Source organism: Clostridium aminobutyricum, assembly GCF_017255415.1.
In the GTDB taxonomy this organism is placed as follows: Bacteria; Bacillota; Clostridia; order Peptostreptococcales; family Anaerovoracaceae; genus Aminipila; species Aminipila aminobutyrica.
Window position 1 is genome coordinate 1 of sequence record NZ_JAFJZZ010000008.1, and the last position, 13,634, is coordinate 13,634.

The 13,634-nt window shown below is 38.6% G+C and carries 11 protein-coding genes; 8 read left to right on the top strand and 3 right to left on the bottom strand.

Annotation, left to right across the window (positions count from 1 at the left end; translation table 11 throughout):
* Positions 1–127: 127 nt before the first annotated feature.
* Entirely contained in the window at positions 128–1,051 is a 924-nt protein-coding gene (locus JYB65_RS12970; protein WP_206583113.1) for a tyrosine-type recombinase/integrase, read from the bottom strand.
* Between the two features lie 291 nt (positions 1,052–1,342).
* Between JYB65_RS12970 and JYB65_RS12975 the strand changes: the two genes are divergently transcribed.
* From JYB65_RS12975 to JYB65_RS12985, 3 genes are all read left to right on the top strand, one after another.
* On the top strand, positions 1,343–1,510 hold the full coding sequence (locus tag JYB65_RS12975) for a hypothetical protein (protein ID WP_206583114.1): 168 nt from the start codon (positions 1,343–1,345) through the stop codon (positions 1,508–1,510).
* Between the two features lie 303 nt (positions 1,511–1,813).
* Positions 1,814–3,163 (top strand): pyridoxal phosphate-dependent aminotransferase, encoded by a 1,350-nt coding sequence (locus JYB65_RS12980; protein ID WP_206583115.1) that lies wholly within the window; start codon positions 1,814–1,816, stop codon positions 3,161–3,163.
* A gap of 147 nt (positions 3,164–3,310) precedes the next feature.
* Complete coding sequence (locus tag JYB65_RS12985) at positions 3,311–4,216, top strand: NAD(P)-dependent oxidoreductase (protein WP_206583116.1); 906 nt, start codon at positions 3,311–3,313, stop codon at positions 4,214–4,216.
* Between the two features lie 85 nt (positions 4,217–4,301).
* On the opposite strand, the gene JYB65_RS12990 is transcribed toward JYB65_RS12985, so the two are convergent.
* On the bottom strand, positions 4,302–5,012 hold the full coding sequence (locus tag JYB65_RS12990) for a GntR family transcriptional regulator (protein WP_206583117.1): 711 nt from the start codon (positions 5,010–5,012) through the stop codon (positions 4,302–4,304).
* 253 nt (positions 5,013–5,265) lie between these two features.
* On the opposite strand from JYB65_RS12990, the gene JYB65_RS12995 reads away from it, so the two are divergent.
* The 3 genes from JYB65_RS12995 to JYB65_RS13005 all read left to right on the top strand — a co-directional run bounded on the left by JYB65_RS12995 (position 5,266) and on the right by JYB65_RS13005 (position 10,562).
* Positions 5,266–6,048 carry a class I SAM-dependent methyltransferase gene (locus tag JYB65_RS12995; RefSeq protein WP_206583118.1) on the top strand — a complete coding sequence of 261 codons (783 nt, stop codon included), beginning with the start codon at positions 5,266–5,268 and terminating at the stop codon, positions 6,046–6,048.
* 181 nt (positions 6,049–6,229) lie between these two features.
* Positions 6,230–7,807: a GGDEF domain-containing protein gene (locus JYB65_RS13000; protein WP_206583119.1), complete on the top strand. Its 1,578-nt coding sequence runs from the start codon at positions 6,230–6,232 to the stop codon at positions 7,805–7,807.
* 202 nt (positions 7,808–8,009) lie between these two features.
* Complete coding sequence (locus tag JYB65_RS13005; RefSeq protein WP_245156685.1) at positions 8,010–10,562, top strand: PAS domain S-box protein; 2,553 nt, start codon at positions 8,010–8,012, stop codon at positions 10,560–10,562.
* An 89-nt stretch (positions 10,563–10,651) separates the two neighbouring features.
* Here JYB65_RS13005 and JYB65_RS13010 read toward each other — a convergent pair whose 3' ends face one another.
* Positions 10,652–10,882, bottom strand: a complete 231-nt coding sequence (locus JYB65_RS13010; protein WP_206583121.1) for a hypothetical protein — start codon at positions 10,880–10,882, stop codon at positions 10,652–10,654.
* A gap of 285 nt (positions 10,883–11,167) precedes the next feature.
* Between JYB65_RS13010 and JYB65_RS13015 the strand changes: the two genes are divergently transcribed.
* On the top strand, positions 11,168–11,587 hold the full coding sequence (locus JYB65_RS13015) for a C-GCAxxG-C-C family protein (protein ID WP_206583122.1): 420 nt from the start codon (positions 11,168–11,170) through the stop codon (positions 11,585–11,587).
* A 286-nt stretch (positions 11,588–11,873) separates the two neighbouring features.
* The gene (locus JYB65_RS13020) at positions 11,874–13,604 is read left to right on the top strand and encodes an AMP-dependent synthetase/ligase (RefSeq protein WP_206583123.1); all 1,731 of its coding nucleotides are present in this window, start codon (positions 11,874–11,876) and stop codon (positions 13,602–13,604) included.
* The last annotated feature ends 30 nt before the right edge of the window (positions 13,605–13,634 follow it).

A 13,634-nucleotide genomic window follows, 5' to 3' on the forward strand; every position in this document is an offset into this window, starting at 1 on the left:
AGATAAATGAAATGCTACCTATATAATTCAAAAAAATATTTATAAATCTACGGAAGTCTCTCTCCTCCAACAACCGATAATTACATATTATCCTTTATTGGTTGGAGAATTGTTTTTTGAGTACGATTTATTTAACTGAAACTCGATTTCGAGGATGCTTTAAAGTTAAAATATCTTGTTGCTTTTTAGTCGATACATGCGTGTAAATTTGAGTTGTAGTGATAGAACTGTGACCTAAAATTTGCTGGATATACCTTATATCAACATCTTCTTCCAATAATAAAGTTGCAAACGAATGACGAAACATATGTGGGGTAAGATGCTGCTGAATTTTTGCTTTTTTAGCATATTTCTTAATCATGAACCTGACTGACTGCTCTGAAAGTCTGTTATGTAGTCTATTTACAAAAAGATATTCGGATTTTCGAATGCGTTCTCTGAAAGCATCATTATAGTTTCTTAATGCTAACAGTACTTCTTCATTACTAATAGTTATGAATCGTTCTTTGGAGCCCTTGCCATAAATTCGAACTCGTCCGTTGATAAGACTTATATCTTCTTCTCTTAATGAACAAAGTTCTGAAACTCTCATACCACTTGCAAATAAAAGTTCTAAAACAGCTATATCCCGTAGGCAGGCCATAGTTTTACAATAGGAATCACTATTCGTAGTCAATTCCTGATAGGCAGTTTTTAATAAAGCAGTAATCCCGTCTAAATTAATAGTTTTAGGTAAAGTTCGTGGCTCGTGGAATTTTAAGTTTATTTTTGAAAAAGGGTTTTCTTGAATAAATTCTTCAAATTCCAACCAATTATAAAAAGCTTTTATGCTTGCGATTTTTCTTTTGATAGTTTTTGGTTTATATAATTTATGAAGCTGTGTCACATAATTTGATAAATAGCTTTTATTTAAAAACTCATCAATTTGATTGGAAACTCGTAAAAATTGTGTGATATCAATCTTATAAGCTTTTAGTGTTTTGGGATTAAGATTTTTTTGATATTGACAGTAATCAAGATATTGCTTAGATAAATTTTTGAAATAGTGCATCAAGTAAATTCCTCCATAATAAATATTTCTTAGTCTTATTATGAATGGATTTTTAAATTTTGTCGAATATTCATGTAACGATAAGTTTTAGCGACCGCATATACTCCTAAAAAACTCAAAGACATGAAAGCCAAGAAGTACGCATATAATAATCAAGACATAGCAGAATATGAAATCATACCCGGAAAACGCGATATAGAGACAGTTGAAAAATCAAATTAAAATGATATAATTAATACATTACCAAAGGCCGATAATGCTAATATTCCGATGGGGAAGGAGTGATTACTGGTGGAAGTAGAGTTATATGATAAGGTTCTATTAAAAAATGGGGATACGGCTTATATTGTAGAAATCTATAAACCTGGATCTACTTATGAAGCTGATATTGACACAAAAAATGGCCTGACCATAACCGATACGGTGATGCAGGAAGAAATAGAGAAAATTATTGATTAGTGCCGCTAGACTTCATAGTCTGGCGGTGTTTTTATAGAAGGAGATTGTTTTTCATATGGGACATTGACGTTAAAAAATAACACGAGAGAGAAGCCAGGACTTTAGTCCTGGCTTCTCTCATCTAATGGAACTATTCTGCCTCCAAGCCTATTGGGGAATCTGTTTTTTACATGAAATAATCCCAAGCGATTGACAAATATATTTCGTTATGATATTTTGTATAAAATAAATAATAATATTCGTAATAATGCTTATTATAATTAAAATAATTACCGTAAGCATTGTAGTGAAAGGAGAAGTACAATGAATTCTAATCAACTGCAAGAAACCTTTTTATCAGATAAGGCTAAGATGTTGCTTCATCACCCGCAGGGTATGGGAAACTACTTTACATTTAAAAGTGCAGTGGATATTTTGGGGCTCAATTGGGATGAACTTCTTCCAAACGGCATTTATAATGTAACGGGGGAAGGATATTATGACATGGGGTATATGGCTAATCTGATCGGGCCTCCGGCATCAGCTATCAATGCGATGAAGGAACATTCGACCGTGGAAGAGCTTCGAGTATACCCGCCGGACTTACTTCCTGAATTAAAAGCGGAAGTAGCGAGAAGAAAATTTGGTCGTGAGCTCTCTGAAGATTTTACGGTATTGGGGGTTGAAGGTGCTCAAGGCGGTATCGGCTATACATACGCGACTTTCCTGAATCCCGGTGATGAGGTCATTACAACAGACCCCGCATACTTCCACTTTGTACCGGGCGCAGAAATCTGCGGTGCAACAGTAAAACCAATTAAGCTTGGAAAACATAACGGTTACAAATTGGATCCTAAGGAACTTGAAGCAGCTATTACACCGAAGACAAAGATGATTGTTGTTTGTGATCCGATCAACCCGTTCGGCGTTGTTGCCACGAAGGAAGAGCTATTGGAAATTGCAGCAATCGCTCGTAAAAACAATATCATTATCTTCAACAATATTACGCATAATACGCATCAGACAGATGCTTCTGCACAGCACTATGCGATGGCATCCCTGCATACGCCGGAAACGCCTATGGATCATGTTATTTCCGTCAGCGGTGTATCGAAGGGATACGGCTTACCGGCACTTCGTGTTGGCTTCATGGCAGGACACCCGGCTCTGATCCGTGGTGCATTCCTGATTAAGATGGAAACTACAAAAATCCATATCAATTATCCGGGACAGTATGCGACTCTTGCTGCGATGAGAGATCATGATTACGTAGAAAAGAGCACGGAAATTGTTCGCCGTAATTATAAGCACATTGAAGAAACAGTAGCAATGACTGAAGGGGTTACCATTCCTGTAAAACCGCAGTATGGTTTTTGCATGATCATCGATGTGTCCGGTACAGGCGTATCCGCTCAGGAGATATCCACAGCACTGCTGAAGTATAAAATAGGAACGATTACAGGGGATGGACTCGGAGAAGAAGGCGCTGTTGAATATATCAGATTGAACTATTCACATCCTGATATTGAGTGCTTTGAGCTATTCCGTGAAGCGCTGCCTAAGGCAATCGCCGATGCAAAGCAGGGAATCTATCGACAAGCTGTCATTGATTTCTTTGAGAGAGTCGGAACGGAGCGCGGAAAAAGAATAATAGAGCAAATAAAAAATAGATAGCAAGCAAACATACAATACATCAAGGAGGTACTACCCGATTAACTCTCCTTGGTGTATTCGGTACAATAAAATTCCAACCAATGTTTGACTTATTGATTATAATAGTAATCTAAACACTAAAATGAATTGGAAAGGAATCGTACGACTATGGATAAATTCAAGAAAATGGTGGCGATCGAGCCAACCAAATTACTGCCGGAATGGGATCAGAAGTTGACCTGCTATGCGGAAGCATCTGAGGTTTATCCGGATATTCCTGAAAATAATAATGAGATAATTAGACGAATCGGCAGTGCAGACTGTGTCATGCTTAGTTACACAAGCCGTATCGACCGAGAGGTACTGGAGGCTTGTCCTCAAATACGGTATATCGGTATGTGCTGCAGCCTCTATGCTCCTGAAAGCGCCAACGTTGACATTCGCTATGCCAATGAAAAGGGTATAGTAGTCACTGGTGTACGTGACTACGGTGATGAAGGCGTCGCAGAATATGTAGTAAGCGAATTAGTTCGTTTGCTGCATGGCAGAGGCAATGCTATGTGGAAAGAAGAGCCTACAGAATTGACTGGTCTGGATATTGGTATCGTAGGTATGGGTACGGTTGGAAGTATAGTTGCCCGCACTTTACAATTTTTTGGAGCAAACATTTACTATTTTAGCCGTACGCGCAAATCAGAACTTGAGATCGTCAATGGCTATAGCTATCTGCCTTTGGATGACCTGCTTGCTAAAACGGATATCCTGATTACTTGCCTGAATAAAAATGTTGTGTTAATGGGCGAACGCGAATTTGGCTTGTTTGGAAACGGAAAAATTTTGGTGAACACTTCGATTAGTCCGTCCCATGAAATACCGGCTTTAGAAAACTGGCTGAAAATTGCGGGGAACTATGCGCTCAGTGATACTGTCGCAGGTCTGGGCAAAGAGATCACCGGTATGCCGAACGCTTTCTGCGGAGAACGCTCGGCAGGACTCACCTCCTTGGCGAAACAGCGTCTGGCACGTAAAGTCATTGCCAATATAGAAGCCTTTTTATCAGAAAATAATGGTTGATAGAATAGTAAATAAGAAAACTTCCTGGCCTTCAAGAGTGAAACTAAAACATTCAAGAGGGAAGGAAGTTTTTCATTATTTTTCATTATGTGATCTCAGAGGCATAGATACGTAACATCCCAGTGCGGATGTTTTCCTTAAGCTCTTGAGAATTAACGCCAAGGTGATGCTCCAGCAGTTCAGCCGATAAGACTTCATCATGCTTTAAAATGGCTTGTATAAGCCTAAGATGTTCCTCTACTAACGCATTGCGCCTTGAATCCTTCTCAATATGGATTCGGCGGACAAACCGGATTCTTTCGTAGATGTTTTGCAGGAAGGCAACTCGTTCCATGTTTCCGCATAAAGTGGCAATTCTAATATGAAATAGCTCGTCAAGGAAGATTAACTCTTCTTTCCGTATGTTTAAATAGGTATCCGCAATTTTTTGCCACTCCGTCAGGATAGAAAAAATTTCATCATCATTTCCGCTCTGACAGGCTTGACGCACGGCTCCCATCTCAAGATCAAAACGTACACCGTACAGATCTTTCATTTCCGACTCGCTGAACTTACGACAAAAAAACCCTTTGCCAGGGTCAAACGTTACAAAGCTGCCCATAACCAAGCGGTTTAGTGCTTCGCGTACAGGTACGCGGCTCATTTTCAGATTACTTGCAACCTCAATTTCATTTATCTGCTCTCCAGGACGGACGGAAAAATCGATAGTCATATCCCTTATATAGTCGTATGCACGTTTCACCGCCATAGTAGAGTTTTCTTTTAATTCTTTATCGCGTGTTTTTGGATTGCTCATGTTGAATAACTCCTCTTACCTGTTATAATGAATCCCTTCTATTATATCAGTTACCTTTTTACTGTGCAAGTAAACATCCCATATCATGCTATAATAAGAACCTTTCCGCGTATTTCTTTCTGTCTCAAACCAAATAAATAGCTCATAACCTATCAGACATCTTGACAAATGGAAGAAATAGGATTAGTATAATACCAACAGTTTGGTTAGCTTATGCTAACCAAGAGAATACTTTGAGATATGGAGGAATAAGATGCTTTTATTAAATGGAGTGCAGGAAACAATGTTAATACCCCTTGCCATTAAGGCCAGCGAAACAAAACGGGACAATGCAAGAATACAAGACCCTATGGCTGTAGAAATTGTAGGGAAGTTAGGCATAGATATTTCTAAATATGATAAATTTATGAGTCATGAAGGAGTGGTAGCAAGAACCATTCTTTTTGATGATGCCCTCAAGCATTACATAAAAAAGTATCCGAACGCCGCATGCGTTTCTATTGGCTGTGGTTTTGATGCAAGATTCTCACGAGTGGATAATGGAGAAATTATCTGGTACGATTTGGACTTTGAAGACGTGATTACAGCCCGAAAACAGTTTTTCCCCGAGCAAGACCGAGTACATTTGGTTGCAAAATCCGCACTAGATGCTACGTGGCCGCTGGTTGTTGAAAAAAGAGATCAAACCATTATTCTTATAGAAGGGATGTTGATGTATCTGAAAGAAGAAGAAGTAAAGCAGCTTTTTCAGATTATAAAGGACCATTTTAAGAATGTTACAGTACTGGCAGAGCTCATGTCGCCTTATGCAGCGAAAGGCAGTAAACATCATGATACCGTGAAGTACACAAAAGCGACCTTCAAATGGGGAGTGAAATCGGGAAAAGAAGTCGAAAAGCTTTGCGACGGACTGAAGCTGATAGATGAAAAAAGCTTTAACTGCGAGATGAAAAAGTATTCTCTCCGAGGAAAGATTTTTGCGGCAGTTCCCGGGATACGAAATATTAATGACAGAATTGCCGTTTTTACGTTATAGGTAAACTATAAGAAAATACGCTTCATAGGCTTCTGCTTAAAATGTGGAAGCTTTTATACGGACGATCTGACTGAAAATAATCTCAGTCAACGGGGTGGGAAAACTTGACAGCTGGTATACAAAGGATTACGATAAAAATATAAAACAAATTTGCCGAGAAGGTCAAGAGAGGTACTATAAGATGAAGACTTCTTTATCAGTTACCCGAAAAAAGGCAGTTGATTTACTTGTATTGTATACCTTTGCTTATTATTTGCTGCTTTTAGTATTTAAAAATGACAGGATTGTTATTTCAGATTCATTTAGTATTTTGGGAGAAGTTGCAAGCCTTTTCTTTATTGGCATGAGTTTTCAATGGCAGAAAAACGAAAATAAGATCGTTTGGAAGATCTTTTTTGCAGGAACAGTGTCCTATCTGATTGGCGATATGATCTGGAGCTATTTTGAGCTTGTATTGCATCAAGAAGTTCCCATTCTTTCCATATGTGACCTCTTTTATATGGTTAGTTCTATTTTCTATTTCATCGGTATGATCGTTTACATAAGAAAAGAAAGCCTATTCAATTTGATTCGAACAGCGTTCGATGCTCTTATCACAATGACGGTTAGCTTAACTCTAATATGGAAGTTTTTTTTAATACCGATTGCGGCGGACTCTTCCCTTACTTTTTGGGAGAAAGCCGTATCGTTATCCTATCCAATTTTTGATATTGGCTACTTGGGAGCCGTTCTTTCTTTATTTCTCTTATTTACACCAAAATCAACAAATAAAAAATCGCATCTATTGCTTAGCATGGCATTTTTAGTATGGTTTGTGGCGGATCAGATTTATCTGGTATTACAGAACTACACCTATATTTCCGGCGGATTTATAGATCCTCTATGGCCGATTGGATGTTGGACTTTTGCTTTGGTCGCAGTATATTCGGAGTCCTCAGAATCGAATGAGGAAACGAAGCAATCCTCGCTGGCGAGACAACATCTCTTACTGAAAGAATATTTTCGATTTTTACTCCCGTATCTCACTACCTGCCTTCTAATCATTATTGTATTAGGTCAATATATATTAGAGGATCCCCTTATTGCAGGTACGGTAATCTCTATCATGTTGATTATGATTCGGCAAATTTTTTCCTTATTTGAAAATCAGCATTTAATTTCAGTTATACAACGAACCAACCAATCGCTTGAAGCTTCAAAACAAAAATTGGAAGTGCAAAATAATGAACTGAAGAGGCTAAACGATTTGAAAGAATGGGAAGCCAATACAGATTTTTTAACCGGATTATATAATAGAAGATATATTAATGACCGATTAAAGAATTTATTATTAGAAGAATCCAAGTCTGATGAAGTTGAAGTAAGCTTTCTTATTATTGATATTGATCATTTTAAACACATCAATGACCAAGAAGGGCATAAGACCGGGGATATCGTTTTACAAAAAGTTGCCATTCTAATTAGAGAATGCATTCGTTCCACCGATATAGCCGGACGATACGGCGGAGATGAGTTTATTATCATTTTACCTTATACGGATTTAGCGTTGGCACAGACGATAGCCGATAGGCTGATACGAACGGCTCCAATGATTCATTTTAATGAGAATGGAATATGTTCTAAATTAACATTAAGCATTGGATGTACCCAATGGAAAGGCCTTATGACGGATTTTGATATGAACCATGTACTTTCCACGGCAGACCGATCTTTATACAAAGCAAAAAAGGCCGGGCGAAATCAATTTATCGCAGAGTAACAGGATTAGAGCGTGAGGCTGTACAAAACCCCTCTTTTGATACCAAGAACAAGTTTTTTTATAAAATGAATCGAGATTTTATAATTTTCTGAATGTAAACCCTGTGGAGGAATGGTATAATCAAAAAAAATATAAAATCGTTTCAATTGTAGAAAAAAAGATGTAGCAGGTTACTTGAAAGGAGATGGGTAAGTTGAGAGAAATGAATGAAAAAATTGTACGCAGCATCATTGAAACGTTACCGATGGCATATGCTTACCACCAATTGATTTTAAATAGCGAAGGCAAACCGGAGGATTATATATTTATTGATGCAAATTCCTCTTTTGAGAAAATGACCGGACTCAAAACAGAAAACATTGTTGGGAAAAAAGTAACTGAAGTTCTGCCTGCTATCAAAAACGATAACTTTGATTGGATCTCCTTCTATGGACATGTGGCATTGACAGGAGAAATAAAGGAATCTACTCAATATTCGGCTATTCTCAATCGATGGTATAACGTTACGGCATCTTCGCCGGAGAAAGGATATTTTGTAGCTGTTTTTCAAGACATTACGGAGCAGGTGAAAACCAACAACATATTGATAAATCAAAAACGGGAAATCGAACACCTCTATAAGGACTTAGAGATTATTTTTAATAGCACACAGGATGCAATGTCCTTGGTGAAGTGTGAAGAGGATGGTTTTCGTTATATACGAAACAATACCGTTCATCAAACAAGATCCGGATTTAACTCTCAGGATATCGAGGGGAAAACACCAAGTGACGTATTTGGGCAAGAGGGCAAGTTTGTACTGGAAAACTACCAAAAATGCCGAGACCTGGTAAGAACTATAACGTACGAGCATATATTCCATTTTGCAACCGGGGATCGGGTTTGGCTTACGAGTATTACCCCCGTTATACAAGAAGGGGTAGTGAAATATCTCGTTACATCAAGTAAGGATGTTACGGAGTTGAAAAAGTTGCAGGAGGAGTATGAAGAAACCTTACTGCGATTGCAATCGATGTTCAACAGCCATATGGCTGTCATGTTAATCATTGAACCGCAGTCCGGGCAAATTTTAGATGCCAACCCTGCTGCATGTGACTTCTATGGATATAGTAAAGAAGAAATTACACGGCTGAATATTCAAGATATTAATATGCTGCCTAACGATAGAGTGAGAGAATTACGTGTCGCAGCGTTAGAAAAAAGTGAGGGGTATTTTGTATTCCCGCATCGTTTAAAAAGCGGAGAAATCAAGAGCGTGGATGTCTATTCCTCCCCCATTCCTTATGATGAAAAGACCGTTCTTTTTTCAATCATTTTTGATGTAACCGACAGGGAAAACTTGAAAGAAGAACTGAACCGTGAAAGAAAAAGGCTGAGTATTACCCTCCGATCAATCGGGGATGGTGTGGTCACAACGGATACGCAAGGACTTATAACCTCTATTAACCAGTCAGGAGAAGAAATTATTGGATGGTCGGAAGAGGAAATGAAATATAATCCGTTTGTCAGTGTATTTAAATTACGAAAAGAGCAGACAGGCGAAACTGTAGAATCTCCTATTGCGAAAGTGTTAAAGACAGGGAAAATCGTTTCTCTGGAAAATCATACATTATTGATTCATAAAACCGGAAAATTTGTCCCGATAGCAGACAGTGCTGCTCCGATCAAGAATGAGGATGGGGAAGTGCTTGGTGTGGTGATGGTTTTTCGTGATGTGAGTAAGGATAAAAAACAACAGGAACAAATCCTGTTTCTTAGCTATAATGATGCACTTACAGGACTCTATAACCGCAGATATATGGAAGAAGAAATGAAACGGCTGGATACCAAAGAACAGATGCCGCTGGCGGTAATCATGGGAGATGTGAACGGATTAAAATTAGCCAACGATGTTTTTGGGCACGAGCAAGGCGACCACCTGCTCCGGAAAATAGCAGAAATATTGAAGGAAAACTGCCGCGAAAATGATGTGGTTGCAAGATGGGGCGGAGATGAGTTCTTAATTTTTTTACCGAAAACAAAGATGGAAACGGCGCAAAAAATTATGAGCAATATTAAGAAAAGCTGTGTAAAAAACAGTCATGGGGTTGTTCAATTGAGTCTTGGAATGGGATGTTCCGTAAAGATGAAAAAAGAGAATCTTGAAAGTGTGATACAAGAGGCTGAAGAGCGGATGTATCATCAAAAACTATTGGAGGGCAGAGTTCTTAAAAAATATATGACAAACATCCTGATGGATACTTTGTATGAAAAGAAGTTGGAAGACCAAGAGCGCAAACGTAGAATCGAGCAATATTGCAAAGAAATCGGAGTGCACTTAAAGTTGTCCGATGCAGAAATGCAAGAACTGACTCTTTTGGCAGAGGCTCATAACGTGGGGTTGTTAGGTATTGATCAGGAATTATTGGAAAAAACGGAAAAATTGAATGCAGAAGAATGGGAAGATGTCAAGCGGCATGCGGAAATCGGCTATCGTATTGCTCAATATACGCTCAAATATTCCGTGGTCGCAGAAAACATATTGGCTCATCATGAACATTGGGATGGAAGCGGATATCCACGTGGAATAAAAGAAGCAAATATTCCGTTGTTGAGTCGTATTTTAGCGGTGGCTGATGCGTATGATGCCATGATGCATGATCGGGTTTATCGAAAAGCGATGAGCAAAGAGGAAGCGATTGAAGAATTGAAACGAAATGCAGGCATCCAGTTCGATCCGGTTATCGTGGATTGCTTTGCGTCAGTAATGGGATAAATTAAATAAACCGGTAAAAGTGAAGCTCAAACGAAAATGAAAAAGCCGTAAGGATACGATTGAAGTTGTCCAACGGCTTTTATGTTTTTTTATCTTTTTGCACAATCCTTTTCAATGAGTTGAACGAATTTCATCATTAAAGGAATGTAAGTTGCAATGAAGGTCGCTCCGGCAGTAACTGCGACAGGTTTAGATGCCTTCTTTGGAATGGCAAGGCCGATTAAAATTCCCATGGAACAAAGGCAGAGTTTAATAAGCGCAAAATCTTTCCAAGTTAATTTTTTGATATAACGATCCGAATAATCAAATAATTTTTGCATGTTCATCACTCCTTCTTTTTTTATCTAGTATAACATAAAACGCCCTTTTCTAACCCTAGGATTTAAAGAAATATGAAAAAAGCAATTGTAATGCTATCATTCATATATAAATAGTATAAAATAGTTCATTGGTCATAAAATTGAAGGGAAATGGAATAGTTTAGTTGTATAAAGGGGATTATAGGGACAGCGTGAGAATATATTTAAGAAAGAAAGCCAACTTTACTTTATAAGCGGCCTATGATACTCTTAAATAAAATGGAAAGAATAGATTGGGAGGAAGTCATGTCAAAGAGAGTGGAACAAGCAGTAGCGAATCATAAGAAAGGATATAATTGTGCTCAATCGGTAGCTTGTGCCTATTGTGATTTGTTTGGCATAGATGAGCAAACAGCCTTTCGTTTGGCAGAATCATACGGTTTAGGTATGGGAACGATGGGGACCTGCGGAGCAGTAACTGCGATGGCAATGATAAATGGGATGAAAAATAGTGACGGAAATTTGGAAGCCCCTGCCACTAAGAAAACGACTTATGCAAATATGAAAAAAATGACACAGGAATTTTTTGATAAAAATGGATCCATTATGTGCAATGAAATTAAAGGAATGACAGGCGGAGAAGTATTGAGAACTTGTGACGGATGTATTGAGGATGCCGCTCATATCATCGAAGAAATATTGCTATCAGAAAAATCGGAGGAATAATGACAAGAAATGCACGGCGATAAGGTTTCTAACAGAGGAGACCCTATCGCTTTTTTTCGTTGTTATAGAGGAAATATAAAATTTATAAAGGAGTGAATCGTTTAACTGCGTAATTCGTTGCTTTATATTGAATCAATACCTTAAAAATGTTACTATAGTAAAATAGCTGTAAGCTATTTCAATATATATACTACGCTAAAATAAAGAAACATAAATATATAGCGACGGGTAATAGGCAAATAATGTTTAGGTGTTCCCTGAGATAAAAGGACGGTTTGATGACCCTATGAATGATAAAAAATTTAAAGATGTGCTGTATGAATTTAGGTCGATCCATGATTTAAAGGATATGGTGAACTCCAGCGTGGAGCTCTTCGCACAAAAAGAGGCTTATTTAGTAAAAGATGTACCTGGTGGAGAATATCGGCCTATTTTGTATGGACAATTTAAAAAAGATATTGATGCGTTAGGAACAGCTTTTATTCACATGGGGTTAAAAGGTAAAAAAATTGCGGTAATCGGTGAAAACAGCTATAAATGGCTAGTGACTTATCTAGCCGTGACGAATGGAACGGGTATCGTTGTTCCGCTGGATCGGGAACTTCCGCCGAAAGAAATCGCAAATCTCCTGAAAAGAGCCGAAGTGAGTGCTATTATGTACTCGAAAAGATTGGAGACTGTCGTAAAGGAAGCCTTGGGGTATCTAGAGAACTCGATTTCCTATCAGTGCTGCATGGAACAAGGTGACGCTGTGCATGTAATATCTTTCGCGGACTTGATTGCGGAAGGGGCTGTATTATTAGAAAGCGGAAACCGAGACTTTATTGATGCCGAGATTGACAGGGAAGCACTGTGTTCTATTTTGTTCACTTCAGGAACTACCGGACTGGCTAAAGGGGTGATGCTTTCCCATAAAAATATTACGGCAAACGTGTATAATATGTCTAAATATGTTTCCATACCCCATGAAGATATAGGGCTGTCCGTGTTACCGATGCATCATTCTTATGAATTGACCTGCCACATTTTTACGGGGATCTATCAAGGGATGACGATAGCCTTTTGTGAAGGCTTAAAATATATCACAAAAAACATGCAAGAGGTTCATGCAGGCGTAATGCTTGGTGTGCCTTTAGTTTTTGAGTCGATGTATAAGAAAATCATGAAGCAGGCGCAAGCATCCGGTAAGGTAGACAAGATGAAGAAGATGATTGCTCTTTCTAAAAAATTGAAGTTATATAATCATCCAAAGATCACGAAGGCTATTTTTAAAAGTGTTCATCATGCTGTTGGCGGCCACATGAATTTATTTATTGCCGGAGGAGCAGCGATTGATCCGGGTGTGATAGAAAATATACAGGCTATGGGAATTCCTATGATACAGGGGTATGGCATGACGGAGAATTCGCCTATCATTGCCGTGAACAAAGATCGTTACAGCAAGCCGGCAGCAGTGGGGCTGCCTATGCCCGGAACCCAGATTAAAATTGTAGATACAGATGCAAACGGAGTCGGGGAAATTATCTGCAAAGGTGATTCCGTTATGCTGGGGTACTACAATGATCCGGAAGAAACCGCAAAGGTGTTGAAGGCCGGATGGCTTTATACGGGTGATTATGGGTATTTTGACAAAGATGGATTCCTCTATGTCTGCGGAAGGAAAAAAAGTGTCATTGTAACGAAAAACGGTAAGAACATTTTTCCGGAAGAAGTAGAGTTTTATTTAATGCAAAGTGATTTTATAGAAGAAACGCTGGTTTACGGAGTCGAAGACGATAAAACAGGAGATACGGTGGTCAAAGCAGAGGTCTATTTAGACCGAGAGGCAATCTGCGAAGCCGCCGGAGACTTGTCCCTTGAAGAGCTAAGGCAGTTCATAAAGACAGAAATCGATCAAATCAATGAACAAATGCCTTTATATAAGAGAGTGAAGCGTTTTGCTATCCGGGAAACGGAATTTGAAAAAACGACTACACGAAAAATCAAACGTTTTGATGAGGCGAATAGGAGCAATTGATAAGAGCGAATTCTTATGGATGCAGTGAGG

Excerpts from the sequence above, each read along its gene's own strand:
- JYB65_RS12970 (WP_206583113.1), bottom strand. The coding sequence starts at position 1,051 with ATGCACTATTTCAAAAATTTATCTAAGCAATATCTTGATTACTGTCAA.
- JYB65_RS12980 (WP_206583115.1), top strand. The coding sequence starts at position 1,814 with ATGAATTCTAATCAACTGCAAGAAACCTTTTTATCAGATAAGGCTAAG.
- JYB65_RS12985 (WP_206583116.1), top strand. The coding sequence starts at position 3,311 with ATGGATAAATTCAAGAAAATGGTGGCGATCGAGCCAACCAAATTACTG.
- JYB65_RS12990 (WP_206583117.1), bottom strand. The coding sequence starts at position 5,012 with ATGAGCAATCCAAAAACACGCGATAAAGAATTAAAAGAAAACTCTACT.
- JYB65_RS12995 (WP_206583118.1), top strand. The coding sequence starts at position 5,266 with ATGCTTTTATTAAATGGAGTGCAGGAAACAATGTTAATACCCCTTGCC.
- JYB65_RS13000 (WP_206583119.1), top strand. The coding sequence starts at position 6,230 with ATGAAGACTTCTTTATCAGTTACCCGAAAAAAGGCAGTTGATTTACTT.
- JYB65_RS13005 (WP_245156685.1), top strand. The coding sequence starts at position 8,010 with ATGAATGAAAAAATTGTACGCAGCATCATTGAAACGTTACCGATGGCA.
- JYB65_RS13010 (WP_206583121.1), bottom strand. The coding sequence starts at position 10,882 with ATGCAAAAATTATTTGATTATTCGGATCGTTATATCAAAAAATTAACT.
- JYB65_RS13015 (WP_206583122.1), top strand. The coding sequence starts at position 11,168 with ATGTCAAAGAGAGTGGAACAAGCAGTAGCGAATCATAAGAAAGGATAT.
- JYB65_RS13020 (WP_206583123.1), top strand. The coding sequence starts at position 11,874 with ATGAATGATAAAAAATTTAAAGATGTGCTGTATGAATTTAGGTCGATC.